Source organism: Bosea vestrisii (genome assembly GCF_030144325.1).
Classification (GTDB): Bacteria; Pseudomonadota; Alphaproteobacteria; order Rhizobiales; family Beijerinckiaceae; genus Allobosea; species Allobosea vestrisii_A.
In genome coordinates this window covers 3,566,278-3,587,453 of the sequence record NZ_CP126307.1, presented here as the reverse complement: position 1 = coordinate 3,587,453, position 21,176 = coordinate 3,566,278, and the positions used below count along the sequence as shown (strand labels likewise).

Annotated in this window: 21 protein-coding genes; 12 read left to right on the top strand and 9 right to left on the bottom strand. The window is 64.4% G+C overall.

The window, feature by feature from the left end:
* The first annotated feature begins 42 nt into the window (after positions 1 to 42).
* From QO058_RS17750 to QO058_RS17710, 9 genes are all read left to right on the top strand, one after another.
* Positions 43 to 594 carry a MarR family winged helix-turn-helix transcriptional regulator gene (locus tag QO058_RS17750; RefSeq protein ID WP_164985839.1) on the top strand — a complete coding sequence of 184 codons (552 nt, stop codon included), beginning with the start codon at positions 43 to 45 and terminating at the stop codon, positions 592 to 594.
* Positions 591 to 2,195, top strand: a complete 1,605-nt coding sequence (locus QO058_RS17745) for an ABC transporter substrate-binding protein (RefSeq protein ID WP_284167598.1) — start codon at positions 591 to 593, stop codon at positions 2,193 to 2,195. The genes QO058_RS17750 and QO058_RS17745 overlap by 4 nt, the downstream gene beginning before the upstream one ends.
* Before the next feature lie 180 nt (positions 2,196 to 2,375).
* Complete coding sequence (locus QO058_RS17740; RefSeq protein ID WP_284172942.1) at positions 2,376 to 3,326, top strand: isoaspartyl peptidase/L-asparaginase family protein; 951 nt, start codon at positions 2,376 to 2,378, stop codon at positions 3,324 to 3,326.
* The gene (locus tag QO058_RS17735; protein WP_284167597.1) at positions 3,323 to 4,363 is read left to right on the top strand and encodes a ketopantoate reductase family protein; all 1,041 of its coding nucleotides are present in this window, start codon (positions 3,323 to 3,325) and stop codon (positions 4,361 to 4,363) included. Before QO058_RS17740 ends, QO058_RS17735 begins: the two co-directional genes overlap by 4 nt.
* On the top strand, positions 4,336 to 5,091 hold the full coding sequence (locus QO058_RS17730; protein WP_284167596.1) for an SDR family NAD(P)-dependent oxidoreductase: 756 nt from the start codon (positions 4,336 to 4,338) through the stop codon (positions 5,089 to 5,091). The genes QO058_RS17735 and QO058_RS17730 overlap by 28 nt, the downstream gene beginning before the upstream one ends.
* Before the next feature lie 204 nt (positions 5,092 to 5,295).
* On the top strand, positions 5,296 to 6,504 hold the full coding sequence (locus QO058_RS17725) for an ABC transporter substrate-binding protein (RefSeq protein ID WP_284167595.1): 1,209 nt from the start codon (positions 5,296 to 5,298) through the stop codon (positions 6,502 to 6,504).
* A gap of 105 nt (positions 6,505 to 6,609) precedes the next feature.
* Positions 6,610 to 8,502, top strand: coding sequence for an ABC transporter permease (locus QO058_RS17720; RefSeq protein WP_284167594.1), 1,893 nt, complete (start codon positions 6,610 to 6,612; stop codon positions 8,500 to 8,502).
* Entirely contained in the window at positions 8,499 to 9,260 is a 762-nt protein-coding gene (locus tag QO058_RS17715) for an ABC transporter ATP-binding protein (RefSeq protein WP_284167593.1), read from the top strand. The genes QO058_RS17720 and QO058_RS17715 overlap by 4 nt, the downstream gene beginning before the upstream one ends.
* Entirely contained in the window at positions 9,257 to 9,961 is a 705-nt protein-coding gene (locus QO058_RS17710) for an ABC transporter ATP-binding protein (RefSeq protein ID WP_284172941.1), read from the top strand. Before QO058_RS17715 ends, QO058_RS17710 begins: the two co-directional genes overlap by 4 nt.
* Positions 9,962 to 10,036: 75 nt before the next feature.
* Here QO058_RS17710 and QO058_RS17705 read toward each other — a convergent pair whose 3' ends face one another.
* From QO058_RS17705 to QO058_RS17685, 5 genes are all read right to left on the bottom strand, one after another.
* Positions 10,037 to 10,834 (bottom strand): MetQ/NlpA family ABC transporter substrate-binding protein, encoded by a 798-nt coding sequence (locus QO058_RS17705; RefSeq protein ID WP_284167592.1) that lies wholly within the window; start codon positions 10,832 to 10,834, stop codon positions 10,037 to 10,039.
* Positions 10,835 to 10,878: 44 nt separating this feature from the next.
* Complete coding sequence (locus tag QO058_RS17700) at positions 10,879 to 11,544, bottom strand: methionine ABC transporter permease (protein WP_126114307.1); 666 nt, start codon at positions 11,542 to 11,544, stop codon at positions 10,879 to 10,881.
* Entirely contained in the window at positions 11,534 to 12,574 is a 1,041-nt protein-coding gene (locus tag QO058_RS17695; RefSeq protein WP_347976591.1) for a methionine ABC transporter ATP-binding protein, read from the bottom strand. The genes QO058_RS17700 and QO058_RS17695 overlap by 11 nt, the downstream gene beginning before the upstream one ends.
* A gap of 76 nt (positions 12,575 to 12,650) precedes the next feature.
* Positions 12,651 to 12,845, bottom strand: coding sequence for an immunoglobulin domain-containing family protein (locus QO058_RS17690; RefSeq protein WP_284167590.1), 195 nt, complete (start codon positions 12,843 to 12,845; stop codon positions 12,651 to 12,653).
* An 11-nt stretch (positions 12,846 to 12,856) separates the two neighbouring features.
* On the bottom strand, positions 12,857 to 13,096 hold the full coding sequence (locus tag QO058_RS17685) for a hypothetical protein (RefSeq protein WP_284167589.1): 240 nt from the start codon (positions 13,094 to 13,096) through the stop codon (positions 12,857 to 12,859).
* A gap of 468 nt (positions 13,097 to 13,564) precedes the next feature.
* Between QO058_RS17685 and QO058_RS17680 the strand changes: the two genes are divergently transcribed.
* The 3 genes from QO058_RS17680 (at position 13,565) to QO058_RS17670 (ending at position 15,398) form a co-directional block, all read left to right on the top strand.
* On the top strand, positions 13,565 to 14,281 hold the full coding sequence (locus QO058_RS17680; RefSeq protein ID WP_284167588.1) for a hypothetical protein: 717 nt from the start codon (positions 13,565 to 13,567) through the stop codon (positions 14,279 to 14,281).
* 339 nt (positions 14,282 to 14,620) lie between these two features.
* Positions 14,621 to 15,007, top strand: a complete 387-nt coding sequence (locus tag QO058_RS17675; RefSeq protein WP_284167587.1) for a SpoIIAA family protein — start codon at positions 14,621 to 14,623, stop codon at positions 15,005 to 15,007.
* A gap of 94 nt (positions 15,008 to 15,101) precedes the next feature.
* Entirely contained in the window at positions 15,102 to 15,398 is a 297-nt protein-coding gene (locus QO058_RS17670; RefSeq protein ID WP_284167586.1) for a hypothetical protein, read from the top strand.
* A gap of 736 nt (positions 15,399 to 16,134) precedes the next feature.
* Here the strand turns inward: QO058_RS17670 and QO058_RS17665 are convergent.
* The 4 genes from QO058_RS17665 to uvrB form a co-directional block, all read right to left on the bottom strand.
* Positions 16,135 to 16,884, bottom strand: a complete 750-nt coding sequence (locus QO058_RS17665) for a hypothetical protein (RefSeq protein ID WP_284167585.1) — start codon at positions 16,882 to 16,884, stop codon at positions 16,135 to 16,137.
* A gap of 74 nt (positions 16,885 to 16,958) precedes the next feature.
* Positions 16,959 to 17,615 carry a hypothetical protein gene (locus QO058_RS17660; protein ID WP_284167584.1) on the bottom strand — a complete coding sequence of 219 codons (657 nt, stop codon included), beginning with the start codon at positions 17,613 to 17,615 and terminating at the stop codon, positions 16,959 to 16,961.
* On the bottom strand, positions 17,605 to 18,372 hold the full coding sequence (locus QO058_RS17655) for a hypothetical protein (protein ID WP_284167583.1): 768 nt from the start codon (positions 18,370 to 18,372) through the stop codon (positions 17,605 to 17,607). The genes QO058_RS17660 and QO058_RS17655 overlap by 11 nt, the downstream gene beginning before the upstream one ends.
* A gap of 87 nt (positions 18,373 to 18,459) precedes the next feature.
* A complete protein-coding gene (gene uvrB, locus QO058_RS17650; RefSeq protein ID WP_284167582.1) occupies positions 18,460 to 21,123 on the bottom strand; it encodes an excinuclease ABC subunit UvrB in 2,664 nt (887 codons plus the stop codon).
* Positions 21,124 to 21,176 lie beyond the last annotated feature (53 nt).

Sequence of the window (21,176 nt, the reverse complement as noted above, 5' to 3'; positions counted from 1 at the left end):
GAGACCGTCAAGTTCCATATGGAACTAAATAGGATGTCCGAGATGGCACGCGCCCCGACTTCCTTGTCCAAACTCGATCGCGACCGGGAGGTGGCGCTGCGCGAGCTCGATCCGCTGATCGTCACCAAGCTCTGGGACAACCCTTGCTGGTTGTCCTTTCGGCTCAATTTCATCGCCTTCCGCTTCAACGATCCGGTCTACCGCTGGATCGAGACGCGCTATGGTCTGGTGCGGCCGGAATTCGTCGCGCTTTACGCCGTCGGACTCAAGGGCGGCGTCGCCGCCAAGAACATCGTCTCCTCCTCCGGCCTGCCGAAGAACACGCTCTCACGGGCGATCCAGAAGCTGCTGCAGCGGCGGCTGCTCAAACGCGAGACCGATCCGGACGACCTGCGCAGCTATGTGCTGGCGCTGACGCCGGCCGGGCGCGCCATCTTCGACGAGACCATGCCGATGATGGAGGGACAGCAGACCGCGATGCTGTCAGCCCTCACGGAAGCCGAGCAGAAGCAGCTCTGCGAGCTGATGGACAAGATGGTGATCGCCTCCTCGACCTGGCCTGCCGATCTGGAACCCGAAGGGACCTCAACATGACCAAGCCGCTGTCGCACCGGTCCCCGCTCTGGCGGACCGTCGCCCTCGCCGCCCTCGTGGGGCTGCCGCTCTCCGGCGCCGCAATGGCGCAAACGCTGACGATCGGCGTCCGCGCCGGGCCGGAATCGATCGACCCGCACTTCACCGCGACCGGCACCCATGCCGAAGCGCTGAAGCATGTCTTCGACACGCTGACCTGGTCGGGCGACAAGCTCCAGATCGAGCCGCGCCTCGCCTTGAGCTGGAAGGCGATCGAGCCATCAGTCTGGGAGTTCAAGCTGCGCCCCGGCGTCAAGTTCCATGACGGCTCCGACTTCACCGCCGAGGACGTCAAGTTCTCGATCGAGCGCATCCCCGTCGTCGCCGGCCCGAACCCGACGACGATCTATGTCCGGCGCGTCAAGGAGGTGAAGATCGTCGATCCGCTCACCGTCCACATCGTCACCGACGGGCCGGCGCCGAACCTGCCCAATGATTTCATCCGGCTGTTCATCGTCTCGCACAAGGCGGCCGCCGGGCTGACCAAGGACAATGCCAACGACGCCTTCAACACCGGCAAGGCGGCGATCGGCACCGGCCCCTACAAGTTCGTGTCGTGGACGCCGAAGGACCAGCTCGTGCTCGAGCGCTTCGACGGCTATTGGGGCGAGAAGGAGCCGTGGCAGCGCGTGCTGCGCAAGGAATTGCCGAACGACGCCGCCCGTGTCGCCCAGCTCAAGGCCGGCCAGGTCGACATCATCGTGCGCGCCCCAGCCTCGGACGTGCCGACGCTGAAGCGCGATACCAAGCTCTCGGTCACCACCATCGACACGGTCTATGTCTTCAACATGGAGCTCGACATGCGGGAGAAGTCCCCGCAGGTCAGCGCCAAGGACGGCTCAGCCCTGCCGAAGAACCCGCTGCAGGACGTCAAGGTGCGGGAGGCGATCGACCTCGCCATCGACCGGCCGGCGTTGGTGGACGTCGCGATGGAAGGGCTCGGCTCGGCCGTCAACCAGCTGGTGACGCCCGATATCGCCGGCTACAACAAGAGCCTGCCGCCGCTGAAGCCCGATCTCGCCAAGGCGAAGAAGCTGATGGAGGAAGCCGGCTACCCGAACGGCTTCAAGGTCTCGTTTTCCTTCACCAATGACCGCCTGCCGGGCGATCGCCAGGTCGGCACCTCGATCGCCCAGATGCTGGCGCGCATCGGCATCGACGTGAATGCCAACGCCCAGCCGGGCGCCGTCTTCTTCCCGGCGCGCCTGCGCGGCGACTTCTCGCTGTCGATGTCTGGCTGGGGCACGCTGACAGGGGAGGCGAACTACACGCTCTCCTCGGTGGTGCACTCGAACGACCCGGCCAAGAAGCTCGGGGCCTTCAACGTGCTCGGCTACAAGAACGCCGAGCTCGACAAGCTGATCGAGGACGCCGCGATCGAGATGGACGAGGCCAAGCGCAACGACCTCCTGGCGCAGGCCAACGCCATCGTCGCCAAGGACCGGCCGCGCCTGCCGATCCTCGCCGTCGGTTCGGCCTGGGCGATGCAGAAGGCCAAGGTGACGATCCGCCCGCGCGTCGACGAGGACACGCTGGCGATGGACATCAAGCCTGTGAAGTGAGGGCGGCGATAGTTCCCCTCCCCCTCGTGGGGAGGGGTTAGGGGTGGGGGGCGAAAAGGCAGACCTGCAGCCCTCCGCATAGATCGCCCAGATTGCCCCAGCGCCCTAGCCCGTCACCCAGTCGTTCGCCCCCCACCCCTGCCCCTCCCCACGAGGGGGAGGGGTTATGCCGAGGATTTCATCATGACCATCGCTCTCGCCATCCATGGCGGCTGCGGCACCTTGCCCAAGGCCGAGATGTCCGACGGCGAATGGGCCGAGGCCAAGGCCCATCTCGCCAAGTCGCTGCGCGCCGGCTGGGCGATCCTGACCAAGGGCGGCAGCGCAGTCGATGCTGTCGAAGCGGCCGTGCTGGTGATGGAGGATTCGATCCATTTCAACGCCGGCCACGGCGCCGCCTTCAATGCCGATGGCGAGCATGAGCTCGACGCCTCGATCATGGACGGCTCGACGCTGGCCGCCGGCGCGCTCTGCGCGGTCAAGCGCATCCGCAATCCGGTCAGTGCGGCCAAGGCGCTGATGCATCGCGGCGATCCGTTGCTGCTGACTGGCCCGGCAGCCGACGCCTTCGCCCAGACCGAGGGGCTCGATATCGTCGAGAACGAGTATTTCTCGACAGAGAGGCGGCGCAAGAACCTGGCCTCGATGAAGATCCGCGAGCTCGTCGGCACCGCCGGCGAGGCGAGCGAGGCCGAGAAGCACGGAACCGTCGGCGCGGTCGCGCTCGACGCCAACGGCCATCTTGCCGCCGCGACCTCGACCGGTGGCTACACCAACAAGCCGCCTGGACGCGTCGGCGATTCCCCGATCATCGGCGCCGGCACCTATGCCCGCGACGGCCGCTGCGCCGTCTCGGGCACCGGCAAGGGCGAGTTCTTCATCCGCTATTGCATCGGCCACGAGATCGCGTCGCTGATCGGCTATGCCGGCCTCTCCCTGAAGGAAGCATCCGATCGCGCCATTGCCGAGCTCACCGCCCACAAGATCGGAGCGGGCCTCGTTGCGGTCGGCGCAGACGGCACGATCGTCGCCCCACACAATACCAACGGCATGTATCGGGGCTGGGTGACGCCGGACGGGCTCGTCCATGTCGGAACCCATGCCGATATCGAGGTGATGGGGCAGGCATGAGCGGCGAACCGATCCTGATCTGGGGCGCCGGCGCGATCGGCGGCACGCTCGGCGCCTATTGGGCCCGGGCCGGGGTGCCGGTGCTGACGGTCGACATCGTCCCCGAGCATGTCGAGGCCTGCCGGACATCGGGACTCGCGATCACCGGGCCGGTCGAGGAGTTCCGGCAGGTCATGCCGGCGGTGACGCCGCAGGAGCTGACCGGGACCTATTCGCGCATCGTGCTGGCGGTGAAGGCGGGGGCGACGGAGGCTGCACTTGCCGCCCTGAAGCCGCACCTCGCCGCCGATGGCTATGTGCTCTCGGCCCAGAACGGGCTTAACGAGATCACTATTGCCAAGGCGGTCGGCGCGGAGCGGACGATGGGCTGCTTCGTCAATTTCGGTGCCGACTGGCACGGGCCGGGCGAGATCCTCTACGGCAATCGCGGCGCCGTGGTCGTCGGCGAGGTCGATGGGGCGATGACCGGCCGGGTGCGCGAGATGCACCAGCTGCTCAAAATCTTCGAGCCGGACGCGATCCTGACCGACAACATCTACGGCTATCTCTGGGGCAAGCTCGCCTATGGCGCGATGCTGTTCGGGACAGCCCTGACCAATGATTCGATGTCGGCGAACTTCGCCGATCCGGAACGGCTGCCGGTCTGGCTGACGCTCGGGCGCGAGGTCGGCGCGGTCGCCGCGGCCCGCGGGGTAAAATCGCTCGGCTTCGGCGATTTCGATCCGCTGGTTTTCGCCCCCAGCGCACCCGAGGGGCCGCAGGTCGAGACGATCGCCTGGCTCGCCGACTACACCTCCAAGACCGCCAAGACCCATTCCGGCATCTGGCGCGATCTTGCCGTGCGCAAGCGCAAGACGGAAGGCGGGCCGCAGATCGGCATCATCTCGGCGCTTGGCCGCGAGGTCGGCGTCGCCACGCCGGCATTGGAGCTTCTGGTCACCCTGATCCGCGACATCGAGGACGGACGCCGCCCGATGTCATCAGACACGCTGAAGGTATTGATCGACCAATGCAGATCCGCTTCGACGGCCGCGTAGCCCTCGTCACCGGCGCAGCGCAGGGCATTGGCCGCGCCATCGCTGCCGCACTTGTCGAGGCCGGCGCCCGCGTTCATCTCGCCGATCTCGATGCTGAGGGCGTCGCCGCCAGCGCGAATGCGCTCGGCGCCAGCGACCATGTCGCCGATCTCGGCAGCCCGGAGGCCACGCGGGAGCTCGTCGGCGCGATCCTCGCCGCCGAGGGCCGGCTCGACCTCCTGGTCAATGCCGCCGGCGGCGTGCGTGGACAGGTTGGCCGGCCGATCGAGGAGATTTCCGAGAGCGACTGGCGCGCCGTCTTCGCCGCCAATGTCGATGCCGCCTTCTTCCTGTCGCAAGCCGCTGCGCCGGCGATGAAGCAGGCCGGATACGGCCGCATCGTCAACATCTCCTCGGGCGCCGGCCTGCGCCCGAGCCTCACCGGCATCCAGGCCTATGCCAGCGCCAAGCACGCTCTGGTCGGCCTGACCAAACAGCTCGCCTGGGAGTTCGGACCGCATGGCATCACCGTCAATTCGGTCGCGCCGGGCTTCGTCCGCTCCAACCCGGCGACCGAGCGGCAATGGGAATCCTATGGACCGGACGGCCAGAAGCGGCTGATCGAGGGCATCCATACCCGCAAGCTCGGCACGCCCGAGGACATCGCCCATGCCAGCCTGTTCTTCCTGTCCGAACAGGCTGGTTGGGTGACCGGGCAGATCCTCTCGGTCGATGGTGGACGATCCTGAGCTGCCGCGGACTGCCAGCCGAAGAGGCAGGCCCGTTCAGTTTTGAATGATTGACAAACCAAAATCCCCAGTCGAGAATTCATACGCATACAAACGAATTTCCACTCCGGCTTGTTGCATTGCACTGCACTGGCCTACGGTAGGAGATCGCGCAGCGAGGGGCTGTGGATGCGTAAGTCGAGCGATCAACGGGAGAGCCATCGAATGGACCGTCGCCAATTCGTCAGCGGAGCGGCGCTTGGCGCCGCCGCGCTGGCCACGCCATCGCTGCTGCGCGCCCAAAGCGCGCCGATCAAGATCGGCGAGATCAACAGCTACACCTCGCAGCCGGCCTTCCTAAAGCCCTATCGCCAGGGCTGGGAGCTGGCGCTGGAGCAGGTCAACGCCGCCGGCGGCGTGCTCGGCCGCAAGGTCGAGACGCTGTTCCGCGACGATGCCGGCAAGCCCGAGGATTCGGTCCGCCTCGCCGGCGAACTCATCAACGCCGAGAAGGTCGACCTGCTCTCGGGCGGCTTCCTCTCCAATGTCGGCCTCGCCATCGCCGACTACGCCCTGCAGAACAAGCGGCTCTATGTCGCCTCCGAGCCGCTCTCCGACGCGATCGTCTGGGCCAAGGGCAACCGCTACACCTTCCGCCTGCGGCCCTCGACCTACATGCAGGCGGCGATGCTGGTCGAGGAAGCGGCCAAGCTCCCGGCCAAGAAATGGGCAACCGTGGCGCCGAACTACGAATACGGCCAGTCGGCCGTGAAGTGGTTCAAGGAGCTCTTGAAGAAGGCCAAGCCCGATGTCGAGTTCGTCGCCGAGCAGTTCCCGGCGCTCGGCCGCATCGATGCCGGCGCGACCGTGCAGGCGCTCGAGGCGGCCAAGCCCGACGCGATCTTCAACGTCACCTTCGCCGCCGACCTCTCGAACTTCGTCCGCCAGGGCAACACTCGCGGGCTGTTCGAAGGGCGCACCGTTGTCTCGATGCTGACCGGTGAGCCTGAATATCTCGACCCGCTCGGCGCCGAGACGCCGGTCGGCTGGATCGTCACCGGCTATCCGCACGCCGAGATCCAGACGCCCGAGCACGTCAAGTTCCGCGATGCCTACAAGGCGAAGTATAACGACTATCCGCGCCTCGGCTCGGTGGTCGGCTTCGACACCATGAACGCCATCGCCGCGGGCCTCGCCAAGGCGGGCACGACCGACACCGAGAAGCTGGTCGATGCCCTGAAGGGGCTGAAGTTCACCTCGGCATTCGGCCCGGTGGAGTTCCGCGCCTCCGACCACCAGGCGACGCTCGGGGCCTATGTCGGCAAGACCGCGGTCAAGGACGGCAAGGGCGTGATGGTCGACTGGCGCTACGCCGACGGAGCCAAGTACCTGCCTTCGGATGCAGAGGTGAAGACGCTTCGCCCCGCGGGCTGAAGCGCCGGAGTTCGACCTGATCTAGACTAGGATACCCGGCCGCGGCAGATCGCTGCGGCCGCGGGAGAGTTGCGCCCTTTTTCGGCTGTTTCAACGGAACCCGGCATGATCGACCTGATCTTCGCGCAGACGCTCAACGGCCTGGCCTCGGCCTCGTCGCTCTTCCTCGTCGCCTGCGGGCTGTCGATCATCTTCGGCGTGACGCGGATCGTGAACTTCGCGCACGGCTCCTTCTACATGCTGGGCGCCTATCTCGCTTTCACGCTGGTCACCTATTTTGGCGGCTCCGATGCGCTCGGCTTCTGGGGTGGCGTCCTGCTCGCGGCGCTGGTCATCGCGGTACTTGGCGCCATCGTCGAGATCGTGATCCTGCGCCGGATTTATCAGGCGCCCGAGCTGTTCCAGCTGCTCGCCACCTTCGGCCTCGTACTGATGGTCCAGGACATCGCGCTCGGCATCTGGGGACCGGAGGACAAGCTCGGCCCGCGCGCACCCGGCTTCAAGAGCTTCGTCGTGCTGATGGGCAGCCGCTTCCCGACCTATGAGCTTTTCCTGATCGTGGTCGGGCCGATCATGCTCGGCCTGCTCTGGTTCCTGTTCCAGAAGACGCGCTGGGGCACGCTGGTGCGCGCCGCGACGCAGGACCGCGAGATGGTCGGCGCACTCGGCGTCAACCAGCGCCTGCTCTTCACCTCGGTCTTTGCCTTCGGCGCCGGACTTGCCGCGCTCGGCGGGGCCCTGCAGCTCCCGCGCGAGGCAGTGAACCTGCACATGGACCTCTCGATGATCTCGGAGGCCTTCGTCGTCGTGGTCGTCGGCGGGCTCGGCAGCGTCACTGGCGCCTATCTCGCCGCAGTGCTGATCGGCATCATCCACGCCTTCGGCATCCTGATCTTCCCGAAGATCACGCTGGTGCTGGTCTTCCTGGTGATGGCCATCGTTCTCGTCATCAAGCCCTATGGGCTGATGGGCAAGCGCCCGGTCGGCAGCGCCCATGCGCATGGCCCGGTCGAGCCGCTGCTTCTGCCCGCCAGCCACAACGTCAAGCTGATCGGCCTCGCGGCCCTGGCCGTGCTGCTGCTCGCGCCGTTCATCGTCGCCGACCATTGGCTGCTGACGCTGACCGAGCTCTCGATCTTCGCGCTCTTCGCCGCGTCGCTGCACTTCATGATGGGCCCGGGCGGCATGGCCTCCTTCGGCCACGCCGCCTATTTCGGGCTCGGCGCCTATGGCGCGGCGCTGGCGGTGAAGTGGCTCGGTATGCCGATGCTGCCGGCGCTCGCCTTCGCGCCCTTCCTCGCCGGCATCGCCGGTTTCGTCTTCGGCTGGTTCTGCGTGCGGTTGTCCGGCGTTTATCTCGCCATGCTGACACTGGCCTTCGCCCAGATCGCCTGGGCGACCGCCTTCCAATGGGTCGATGTCACCGGCGGCGACAACGGCATTCTCGGCGTCTGGCCGGCGGCCTGGGCGAGCTCGAAGCTGGTCTACTACTATCTCGCGCTGGCGATCTGCGTCGCGGCGATCCTTTGCCTTCGCGTCGTCGTCTTCGCGCCCTTCGGCTATGCCTTGCGGGCCGGGCGCGACAGCCCGCTCCGGGCCGAGGCGATCGGCCTGCCGGTGATGCGCATCCAGTGGATCGCCTTCATCATCGCCGCCTTCGCGGCCGGCATCGCTGGCGCCCTCTGCGCCTTCTTCAAGGGCTCGGTCTTCCCGACCTATATGGCGATCCCGCGTTCGGTCGACGGGCTCCTGATGGTGCTGCTCGGCGGCGTCCAGACCGTGTCGGGTCCGATCGTCGGCGCCTTCGCCTTCATGGGCCTGCAGGAACAGTTGATGAAGGCGACGATGTACTGGCGCTTCGTCCTGGGCGCCTCGATCGTGCTGCTCGTCATCCTGTTCCCGCGCGGCCTCGTCGGCACGGCGTTAGCCTTCGCCGAACGGCGCCGGGAGGCTGAGCCCGCCGCGCCCGTCGCCGCCGCGCCGGAGCCCGCCCGATGAGCCCGGTCCTGGAAGTCCGCAATCTCGGCAAATCCTTCGGCGGCGTGCGCGCCGTCGACGATGTCAGCTTCTCGGTCGAGGCCGGCAAGCTGCTCGCGCTGATCGGCCCGAACGGCGCCGGCAAGACCACCTGCTTCAACATGCTGAACGGCCAGCTGCCCTCCGACCGCGGCGAGGTGATCTTCGACGGCAGGACGATCACCGGGTTGAAACCGCGCGAGGTCTGGCGGCTCGGGGTCGGCCGCACCTTCCAGATCACCGCGACCTTCGCCTCGATGAGCGTGCGCGAGAACGTGCAGATGGCGCTGATCTCGCATGCCGGCGAGACCTGGACGCTGTTCGGCCGGGCCAAGGACCGCCATGTCGCAGAGGCCGATGCACTGCTCAGCCAAGTCGGCATGCTCGATCAGGCCGAGCGCGCCTGTGGCGTGCTCGCCTATGGCGACCTGAAGCGCGTCGAACTCGCGGTCGCGATTGCCAACAATCCGAAGCTCCTTTTGATGGACGAGCCGACTGCCGGCATGGCGCCGCGCGAGCGGATCGCGCTGATGGCGCTGACCGCCGAGATCGCCCGGGAGCGCGGCATCGCCGTGCTGTTCACCGAGCATGACATGGACGTGGTCTTCGCCCATTCCGACGCGATCCTGGTGCTCGACCGCGGCAAGCTGATCGCCAAGGGCCGGGCCGAGGAGGTCCGCAACGATCCGGCCGTGCGCGCGGTCTATCTCGGCTCCGGCGCGACCTCGGGAGGCCACTGATGCTCGAGATCGAAGGCCTCAACGCCTATTACGGCCGCGCCCATATCCTGCACGGCGTCGGCTTCTCGATGGGCCGCGGCGAGGTGCTGGCGCTGATGGGCCGCAACGGCGCCGGCAAGTCGACGACGATGAAGGCGGTGATGGGGCTGGTGCCGCCGCAGGCCGGCCGCGTCGTCTTCGAGGGGCACACCATCGTCGGTCGCGAGCCGTTCGAGATCGCCCGCCTCGGCATCGGCTATGTGCCGGAAGAGCGCCGCGTCTTCTCCGAGCTCAGCGTGATGGAGAACCTCTCGGTCGCGCAGCGGCCGAAGCGCGAGGGCGCGCCACACTGGACGCCGGAGCGGCTGTTCCAGCTCTTCCCCAATCTCGGGCGCATGCGTGACCGGCCAGGCGGAGCTATGTCGGGCGGCGAGCAGCAGATGCTGACCATCGCCCGTACCCTGATGGGTAACCCCAAGCTCGTCCTGCTCGACGAGCCATCGGAAGGCCTCGCCCCGGTGATCATCGAGGAGATGGCCAAGACCATCCTGGCGCTCAAGAGCGAAGGGCTCTCGGTGCTGATCTCCGAGCAGAACTTGCACTTCGCCGGCTCGGTCGCCGACCGCGCGACCATCATCGAGAAGGGCCTGATCCGCTTCACCGGCACGATGGACGAGCTCAAGGCCGACGAGGCGGTACGGGCGCAGTACCTGTCGGTGTGACGCCAACGAAAAACCCCGGAAGCTTGCGCTTCCGGGGCAGGTGCCCAGCCGTGACCACGGCCAGGGGGAGGAGCCTTACCAGCCGGCGAGGACCGAGCCCTTGAAGCGCTCGGCGACGAAGGCCTTGATCTCAGGAGTGTGGTACGAAGCGAGCAGCGCCTTGACCCAGGGCTTGTCCTTGTCGACCTCGCGCACGGCGATCAGGTTGACATAGGGGCCCTTCGGATTTTCGCGCAGGATCGCCGAGGTCGGCTCGATCTTGGCGTCGACAGCATAGTTGGTGTTGATCGCGGCGGCGGCGACGTCGGCCAGCGAGCGCGGCGTCTGGGCGGCCTCGATCTCGATGATCTTCAGCTTCTTCGGGTTGCTGACGATGTCGGCGACTGTCGGCTTGAAGCCGACGCCGTCCTTCAGCTTGATCGCGCCCTTGTCCTGCAGCAGGAGGAGCGAGCGGCCGCCATTGGTCGGGTCGTTCTGGATCGCGACGGTGGCGCCATCGGGCACCTCGGTCCAGCTCTTGTACTTCGACGAGTAGATGCCGAGCGGGAAGTTCACGGTCAGGCCGACGCTGATCAGCTTGAAGCCGCGATCCTTCACCTGGTTGTCGAGATAGGGCTGGTTCTGGAACGAGTTCGCCTCGAGCTCGCCGGCGGCCAGCGCCTGGTTCGGCACAACATAGTCGGAGAACTCGATGATCTTGAGGTCGAGCCCGTTCTTGGCGGCGATCGGCTTCACCTTCTCCAGGATCTCGGCATGCGGGCCGGGCGAGGCGCCGATGCGGACGACCTGGTTCTGCTGGGCGAGCGCCGGGGCGACGAGGACGAGCGAGGCGGCAAAGCCGAGCGCGAGGCGACGGCTGAAGAGGACGGACATGATGGCTCCTTGGTGAATCGAACGGGTTGGAAACGAAAAATCGATCAGGCGTGGCGCAGGCGCTTGTTGAGGCGGCGCGAGAGACGATCGCCGACGCTCTGAACGGTCTGGACGAGGACGATCAGCACGGCGACGACGATCGCCATCACATCCGGCATGAAGCGCTGATAGCCGTAGCGGATGCCGAGATCGCCCAAGCCCCCGCCGCCGACCGCGCCGACCATGGCCGAGAAACCGAGCAGGCTGACCAGGGCCAGCGTCAGGCCGAGCACGATCGCCGGCAGCGCCTCCGGCACCAGCACCTTGCGGACGATCTGCAACGGGGTCGCCCCCATCGAGCGCGCCGCCTCGACCAGACCCTGATCGACTTCGCGGATGGCGCCCTCGATCAGGCGGGCAATGAACGGCGTCGCGGCCACGGTCAGCGGCACCGTCGCGGCGAAGGTGCCGATCGAGGTGCCGGCGATCAGCCGGGTGAAGGGGATGATCGCGACGACCAGGATGATGAAGGGCGTCGAGCGCGTGGCATTGACCAGCGCGCCGAGCACCGCGTTCACCGCAGGCGCGGCGAAGAGCTCGCCCTTCTTGCTGGTCGCCAGGAAGACGCCGAGCGGCAGGCCTAGCGCGGTGCCGAGGCCGGCGGCGATCGCGACCATCAGCAATGTGTCGCCGGTCGCCTCGATGATCAGACGGATGAGTTCAGGAGACATGGCCGACCAGCTCCGCCTTGAGATCGAGGGATTTCAGCGCGCCGAACACGGCGGCAAGCTCGGGCTCGCTCGCCGGCACCGAGACCAGCAGGCTGCCGAAGGGCTTTTCGCCGATCGCGTCGATGCGGCCGGCGAGGATGTTGACGTCGACGCCGATCACGGCGCTGAGGCGGCTGATCACCGGCGTCGTCGCGTTCTCGCCGGTGAAGGCAATGCGCAGCACGGCGCTGTCGCCGGCCAGTGCCTGCTTATGGATGCGGCCGGCGAGGTATTCGGGCACCTCGACGCCGGTCACCGCCTCGACGAAGCTCGCCGTGGTCGGATGGCGCGGCCGGGTCATCACCTCGAAGGTCTCGCCCTCCTCGACAATGTGGCCGCCCTCGATCACCGCGACGCGGTCGCAGATTTCCTTGATCACCGGAATCTCATGGGTAATCAGGAGGATGGTGATGCCGAGCTCGCGATTGACCTGCTTGAGCAGGGCGAGGATCGCGCGGGTCGTCTCGGGATCGAGCGCCGAGGTCGCCTCGTCGCAGAGCAGCACCTTCGGCTCGGTCGCCAGCGCCCGGGCGATGCCGACGCGTTGCTTCTGGCCGCCGGAGAGCTCGGCCGGATAGCGCTCGCGCTTGTCGGCGAGCCCGACCAGATCCAAAAGGCGGCTGACCTGCGCCTCGATCTTCGCCTTGGGCACGCCGGCGATCTCCAGCGGCAGCGCGACATTGTCGAACACCGTGCGCGACGACAGCAGGTTGAAATGCTGGAAGATCATGCCGGTGGCGCGCCGGCGCTCGCGCCAGCCGGCCTCGGTCAGATTGGTGACGTCCTCGCCCTCGATCAGGATGCGGCCGGAGGTGGCGCGCTCCAGCCCGTTCACGAGGCGGATCAGCGTCGACTTGCCGGCGCCGGAACGGCCGATCACGCCGACGATGGCGCCGCGTGGCACTACGAGGTCGATGCCGGCGAGCGCCGTCACCGGCTCCTGGCTGTCGCGGCCGGCAAAGGTCTTGCCGACCGCCTCGAAGCGGATGATCGCTTCGGACGGTGGCGTGGGAACAAGGCCGTCGACGCGAAAGGCGCCGGGCTTCACGGGGGCGTTCCTCATGACCTCAGAAATGCGTGTGGCACGACCAGTGCGCAATGCCCAATTGCTCGAGCGTCACCTCGCGGATCGAACGGCGGCGCTCCTCGGCGCCGAGCTCGGCGAAGGAGCGCTCCTGCCAGCGCGGCTCACCGAGGTCGGCAGGCACCGCCCGCTCGAACCAGGAGGCGACCAGCGCGCGCAGGGCTTCAAACAGCTGCACCGGCGTGCTCCTCAGGCCGCCAGCCGCTGGCCGGGACGTGAACGGACGAGCTGGCGCGCCGCCAGCTCGGCCGCGACCGGCGTGGCGAAGCGCTGGCCTTCGAGCCGGTCGAAGGCGGCCGAGGCGGAGATGAAGGTGAAGAAGCGCTCATCGGCGCCGCGGGCGACAAGCCCGGCCTGGGTCTCGCCGACCTCGATGACATAGGCTTGGCGGGTGGGCGGACTGGAGACGATCTGGGACTGGAACGACATGACGATTTTCGCCGCATTGCGGCGCCCTGTACTGAATGATGTCGGATAAGACGCCGGTGAACGGCGTCAACGCTGGATCAGCGGCGACAACAGCACATCATCGAACGGCGGAGCGGTTCGACAGGGCGGAGAACGGAGCCGGTCATGTTCATCTCCTCAAAGCCAGGAGCCCACGACCACGTCGTGGCGCTTTAGCGTTTGGTGACGCGGCGCAAGCTGCTCGCTCAAATCTCCGCGGCCATCGGTGAACCGACGACGTCCGTAATTTAGGAAAGCTCGTTCTGCATGTCAATCCAAACGTTCTTTTAAAGGTACGCGACAATCAGGAAGAGCCTTTCGCTGAACCGACCGAGAAGGAAATTTTCTTTTCCGGCGCGGCCCATACCACCCCTAACGTAGAACAACCTGCCAATCTGGCATCGCCCGGCCGACCTGCTATCGTCCGCACCGACTCAAGGCGGGGGCGGGATGAACGACAGGACGGACGGCGCCAGCATCGTCGACGGGCGGATGACGGTGGCGGGTGGCACTTTCGTGCAGAACCCGGCGAAGCCGCTGGCCTTCACGGCGGAGGGGCTCGTCGTGGTCTCCGGGCACGACTGGCGCGACGGCGCGCTGCACGACGCCGGACGTATCGAAGCCCACGCCCGGCCGAACGGCGCGCGGCTCGCCCGCATCGACCAGCCGGGGCCGGCGCAGGAGCTGTCGCTGACCATCCGCTCATTCGCCGGCGAGAGCGCGCCGCTGCTGCGGCTCAGCCTGCCCGCCGGGGCGCAAGGTGATCTCGACGACCGGCTCGCCGCCGAGCTCTTTTTGCCGCAACCGCTGTTCGCGGGGTTGCGGCAGGATCTCGCCAATGGCGGCGCCGGACTTCTCACCTTCGCCGTGACGACCAATCTCTGGCTGCGCGAGGGCGCCGACGACGAGCCGCCGGTCTTTCATCTGGCGCCCGAGGTCGATGACCGCCCGGCGCAGGCGCATGGACGGGTGCAGAGCATCAACTGGCGAGCCGCCGCGAGCAAAGCCGATGGCGACCCTGCCTTCCTCGCCGGGCAACCGGATCACACGTCCGAGACCGAACCTCCCGAAGACCCGGTCGCCGAGCAGCTCAGGCGGATCAACTGGAGCCTGAAGCAGGTCCTGATCGTGCTCGCCTTCCTGATGCTGATCATCGCGCTGAAATAGGGCTCATTCGTCCTGCGAGCGCTGGTTTCCTTGCGTCTCATAGACCTGCTCGTTCTCGATCCATTTGCCGTCGAGACCGCGCCCGCGATTGAGCTGCGCCTTGTCGCGATTGAGAGCACCTTGTGATCGGGCAGCGTGGCCGGCCGCGTGCTCGTCGCGCCCGTGCCGTCTCCCTTGCCCTTGATGCTCGGACCGAGCTTCCCGCCGGCATTGGCCATCGTCGTCTCCTTTGCGTGCGTTTAGCCCCCTCGCATCGCCAACGCCTCGCTCCGGCGAAGGTTCGCCGTCGAACTTGCGGCCGGTCGTCGCGTTGTTCCCGGCACAAGCCAGGAGCCCGCCATGCTCGATATCCTTCCCGCCGCCGACCATGTCGTCGCCTTCCGCATCACCGGCACGCTCTCCGAGCCGGATTTCGACATCCTGATCGCCGAGATCGAGAGCAAGCTCGAACGCCACGAAAAACTCGGCATCCTCGCCGATCTCAGCGGCTTCGAGGACATGACCTTCCGCGCCGGCCTCAAGGATGCGCGCTACGGCTTCGGCAAGATCCTGCAATGGCATCGCTTCCCGCGCGAGGCCGTGGTCACCGACAAGGGCTGGATCGAGACGCTGGTCGCGATCGCGAGCCCGCTCGTGCCCTTCATCGAGGTCCGGAGCTTCAAGCCCCATGCCTTCGACGCGGCGCTCGCCTGGGCGAGCGAGATCGAGGGCGGGCCGGACGCCTAAGCCGCCGCCAAGATGAACGGGAGCCGACTATCCCGTTCAGGCTGGGTTGCAGCCGGATGCGCTTCAATGGCGACAACTCGAAAAGGAGATGCCCATGCGCCACCTTCTCATCGCCGCCGCGATCGCACTCGGCGCCGCCGTCACCCCGGCCGCCGCCAGCGAGAGCTTCAGCGGCGCTGCCGCCCTCGACAAGGTCGAGGCAAGCTATACCCGCCACACCCGCGAGCACCGGATGTGGGAAATCCAGCGCAATGTCGAGCGCCAGCAACGCTACGGCTATCGCGACCGCGGCTATGACCGCGGCTACGGCTATGGCCGCCACCGTGGCGGCCCGCCGCCCTGGGCCCCGGCCCATGGCCGCCGCCATCACGACCGCTACGACCGCTGGTAGGCGACCGTACCCCGCGCCCTTCGCCGCCTGTCCCCCAGGGCGAAGGGCGCGGGACTTCCAATTCAAGCGCGTCATGCTCGGGCTTGACCCGAGCATCTCAGGCAGGAGGAGGCTCCGATCGGAGCCTTCTGGTTACGAGATTCTCGGGTCTGCGCTTCGCTTCGCCCGAGAATGACGCATGAGATTTCCCCGCCCGCAGGCTCATCCTGCGGGCGTTATGCTGATGAGGGGCAGCGGAGCGCCGCGAGGCGCGGTTTGGTATCCGCTTCCATTGAGCCAGGAAGCGGCGCGAAGGGATTGAGCCACCCTCCGCACGCCCCGTGGCGCTCCGCCTTCGGCGATTTTAAAGCTCCGGGCCGCGCTTCATTCGGACGTACCGCCGATCCCGCCCGTCGCCTTCGCCAGTGTCCCTCATCGGGTCGTCGCGTCGGCGTTCGGGCGATTGGTCATCGGCGGGCGTCCAGCTAGCGAGCTCCTCGCGCAGGGGCCGTAGTACCCCCAGGTCGGTTCCCGAAGCCTCCCGGGAGCGAGGCGCAACCCTCGCCCGCAGGCGCCGCACCCACCCCGCCAAACGACATGCCTCCGGATGGCCGCCCCTCGGGATGGGATGCGACGGAGTATACGGGAGGTCGGGAGGGCGGGGATAAGGTTGCGAGCTGTCCCCGTCTGGCACCGGAGCCTCGACAGAACCCCTCTCCCAGATGGGAAAAGGCTATGCAGTAGCCGCGGGAGGTATCTACATCCAAATCGCCTGGTAGATAACGTCTCTAATTCTCTTCAAACTTCTCGGACCAATCATGTAAATTGATAAAATAGCTTCATCATCTGCCTCGGCAACATCTTGAATTGTCGTATAACCATTATTTTCTAAACGCCACACCTTATCAAAAGTCAGCCCATATGGATAAGCATTAGACCTCTGCAAAGTCGATATTCCTTTTGAGAAGATCGTCAAATCGGCATCAGAGCCAATCTCCGGAATGGCAATTCGATTATAGTCCGGGTTCATTACATGGAGCTCGAAAGGCTCATCTGAACCGTCAAGCCATTGCGTCGCCAACTCACTTGTCAACCGGTTGCCCGGGGTAACTTCAAGCAAGTTGCACAAATTCGCGGAAAGAACGACACCTCTCCCTCCCGACTTTAAGGCTCTAGAAGCCTCTCGCCTAGAAAAGAAACCTGCGTACTCAAGTATTTCAAATATTTTTGACTGTTTTTGTATGACATCTCTGTGTATAAGGCAGTAGCTACTTTCTTTTTTTGCACAATTTATAAATATAAACTGAGCAATTGATTGCGCTGGATTAACTAATATTTCATATGATCCAAGTTTTGGCGCAACCTCTTCAAGCAACGGCCAAAAATAATCAGCTGATAAAAATAGTAGACATTTAGTTAACTCCGGATATCCTACCGATTCTGACTCATTGATGTTATTGCAAGCGAATACAAAACTCCGTAGATTGCCTGTTACAGCTCGACCCAAGATCCTAGCAAATCTTTTTTCTGTTATCGACCTCGATGAGCGAACCTTCTCGGCAAGCGGCGGGAAGCGCTTGTTCAGTATCTCAATAAAAATATCTTCAAAGTCAGATTTTCGATCGTCTCGGAGATATCAACGACCGTCGCGTCATTGTATACATCAAATCGAATGCCAAATTTTGTAACTCCAGGGTATATTGCGGCTTTACAAGATACACGACTCGTTGAGATCGTTCGGAAAATATCAAAAAACTCGATAAGAGGGCGCTCGCGCCCAATGTGAGCCGCATCGTCAAATAGCAGCACAAAGCGCCTATTCAGATGACGAGCATTTGCCTCAAGAGCCTCAAGAAGCGGCCCGACATCCCTAGCGATAGGAAATGACGCTCCGTAATTTCTCAATTCTTTGTTTATTTCACTAGAAAGTATTCTACAAAAATTCGACACATAAGCAGTGCCTTCCGATTTTAACAGCGGGAGGTGACGCAGGCTTATGTACACCGGAACAACACTTTGGATATAATTCTTCCTTATCTCTAGATACGTCTCGATAAGGATAGCACTCTTTCCGCTCCCTCGTCCTCCTCTAAGCAAGACGGGCCCATGGGCAATCAATTTTTGTATTATACCGCGCTCATACCTCGTAAAAGTATGATACTTATCGAATTGATCCCTTGGACATTCCTCGGCAGCCAAGAGAAGGCTGCTATCTTCAGCGTCGAGATCATCCGCCATGAACAAATTCCTTAACCTTCATGTATCTTTGCGTCGCCTTTTTTGCTGACGTCTTCGATATCGATGTACTAATAAAATGACTAACGTAAGCCAAATCCAAAACAATATCTATGCTTTTCTTTAATTTTTCATCGCACGTAATAGAATCCAATGTGTGGTTTCCAATAGTAAATAACTCCCCGTAAATCCCTTTTGACCAAAAACTATACAACTGCCTTGCCTGCCCCTTCATCGCTCCAATAAATATACTACCATCCAGATCGGTTACAGAAGGAAATGTAAATCCAATATTATTCGACGATATGTGATCATTTACCTTATTCAGAGCCGGCTTCCAAAGAATTTCATCCGTATAAGGAGAAAACAGAGCTCTTGATACAGATTCTGGTTTCGTTTTTGATCTCCAAGGATCCCTTATATCTGCATTGCACATTATATCATCGGCCCAAGATACCGATATATTATTAGGTGAATTATGATCAAAATCGATATCACTTTGAAATCGACACAGCGTCATCGCCCGAAAAGGATCCGCGCGAAATAATATCGCCGTCAATCCAGCTTCTAGAATACCTCTACCTATATAAGGGGAAAACGTCGATTTTCGTTGGGCGTCGCTCTTAAGCAAAGACTTTGCTTCACTGACCAAATTATAGACGTGCGACTGCAAATTCCGGAGCGGCGTCGAAAGTTGCGACTCGCGTGGGCCGAACGCTACCAAGCTCGCAAAGTCATTAACCACAGTGGTTCCGGCCATGCGTTCATCTCGATGTCAATCCTGACACATAAGAACGAACGCAGAGTTCGGGTCAACGCAAGACGGCTACAACCTTTAGTCGTCCCTTCACCTCCGCCGCCCCCTTCTCTCCCCCGCCCCCTTCGGTCGCGCCTCCGGCACCGGGCCCATCTCGTCGAGCGTCGGCTTGCGCGGGCGCGCGACGCTCGCCTTAGGCTTGCCCTCGCCGCCGCCCCAATTGTGCGGGCCCATGTCCGCGTCGGTCGGCTTGCGGGCGCGGGTCGGCAGGTTGGCCGAGGCGCCGTAGCCGCGCTCGCCGCGATACTTGCCGGCCGAGGACTCGACATCGCTCTGGCGGGCGAGCGGGTCGTCGGCGATGGCGAGCTCGGTCGCTTGCAGGCGCTTGATCTCGTCGCGCATCCGGGCGGCGGTCTCGAATTCGAGGTCGGCGGCGGCCTCGCGCATGCGCTTCTCGAGATCGGCGATCGCGGCCTTGAGGTTGTGGCCGCTGGTCGGGCCTTCGATCAGGCCCTTGTCGACGGTGACGTGGTCGCGCTCATAGACCGAGCCGAGGATGTCGCCGATGGCGCGCTTGATCGTCTGCGGCGTGATGCCGTGCTGCGCGTTGTAGGCCTCCTGCTTCTCGCGGCGGCGATTGGTCTCGGCCATCGCCCGCTCCATCGAGCCGGTGATATGGTCGGCATAGAGCACGACCTTGCCGTCGACATTGCGGGCGGCGCGGCCGATGGTCTGGATCAACGAGGTCTCGGAGCGCAGGAAGCCCTCCTTGTCGGCGTCGAGAATGGCGACGAAGCCGCATTCGGGGATGTCGAGGCCCTCGCGCAGCAGGTTGATGCCGACCAGCACGTCGAAGGCGCCGAGGCGCAGGTCGCGCAGGATCTCGATGCGTTCGATCGTGTCGATGTCGGAGTGCATGTAGCGCACGCGCACGCCGTTCTCGTGCAGGTACTCGGTCAGATCCTCGGCCATGCGCTTGGTCAGCACGGTGACGAGGGTGCGATAGCCCTTGGCCGCGACCTCCTTGACCTCGTCGAGGAGGTCGGCGACCTGGTGCTTGGCCGGGCGGATCTCGACCGGCGGGTCGATCAGCCCAGTCGGACGGATGACCTGCTCGGTGAAGACGCCGCCGGTCTGGTCCATCTCCCAGCCGCCGGGCGTGGCCGAGACATGGACCGAGGACGGGCGCATCGCGTCCCATTCCTCGAAGCGCAGCGGCCGGTTGTCCATGCAGGAGGGCAGGCGGAAGCCGTATTCGGCCAAAGTCGCCTTGCGGCGGAAGTCGCCTTTGTACATCGCGCCGATCTGCGGCACCGTGACATGGCTCTCATCGGTGAAGACGAGGGCGTTGTCGGGCAGGTACTCGAACAAAGTCGGCGGCGGCTCGCCCGGCTTGCGGCCGGTGAGATAGCGCGAATAGTTCTCGATGCCGTTGCAGGAGCCGGTCGCCTCGATCATCTCGATGTCGAAGGTGCAGCGCTGGTCGAGCCGCTGTGCCTCGAGATAGCGGCCCATGCGGTTGAGCTCGTCGAGCCGGCCCTTCAGCTCCTGCTTGATCGACTTCACCGCCTGGTTCAGCGTCGGGCGCGGCGTGGTGTAGTGCGAATTGCCGTAGACCTTGATGAATTCGAGCTCGCCGGTCTTCTGGCCGGTGAGCGGATCGAACTCGGAGATACTCTCGACCTCGTCGCCGAACAGGCCGATGCGCCAGGCGCGGTCCTCATAGTGGGCCGGGAAGAGCTCCACCGTGTCGCCGCGCACGCGGAACGAGCCGCGGGCGAAATCATGCTGGGTGCGCTTGTATTGCAGCGCGACGAGGTCGGCGATCAGCTGGCGCTGCTCGATGCGCTCGCCGAGCTTCAGCGAGAAGGTCATCGCCGTATAGGTCTCGACCGAGCCGATACCGTAGATGCAGGAGACCGAGGCGACGATGATGACGTCGTCGCGCTCGAGCAGCGAGCGCGTCGCCGAATGGCGCATGCGGTCGATCTGCTCGTTGATCGAGGATTCCTTCTCGATATAGGTGTCCGAGCGTGGGACGTAGGCCTCCGGCTGGTAATAGTCGTAATAGGAGACGAAGTACTCGACCGCGTTGTCGGGAAAGAAGCTCTTGAACTCGCCGTAGAGCTGGGCCGCCAAGGTCTTGTTCGGCGCCAGGATCAGCGCCGGGCGCTGCGTTTTTTCGATCACCTGCGCCATGGTGAAGGTCTTGCCCGAGCCGGTGACGCCGAGCAGGACCTGGTCGCGCTCCTGCCGTCGGATACCGTCGACGAGGTCGGCGATTGCGGTCGGCTGGTCGCCGGCCGGCTCGAAATCCGACTTCATCTGGAAGCGGACACCACCTTCCGACTTCTCGGGACGATCGGGCCGGTGCGGCGTCCAGGGCTTGCCGGGCTCGATGAAGGGGCTGCCGGTCTCGAGCAGCGCCTGCAGGGACTTCGCCGTCAGCGAGGCCGCGCTGTCGCTGTCGGGATCGAAGGCGGCATCGGCCTTCTTCGAGAGCTTGCGCGGCTTTGACTCGCCGGCATCGCCGGGCCGCGCCTCATAGCCCGCCTGCGGCGTGTCGCTGAAGCCGGACGCGCCGCCCGGAACCGCCTTGCCGCGATTGATCGCCGGGTTGAGCAGGTCGGCGAGATAGCCTTCCAGCGGCTTGAGATCCGGCTTGGTCGCCTTGGAATTGGGCGTGCGGGTCGCGGCGGACTTCTTCGCGGCCTTGGGCTTGGCGGCGGGCGTGGTGTCGGTGCTCTTGGGCATGGCCGCAATATGGGCGCGATTTGCCGTCGATGCGAGGGGGCGGCAGCGCGTTG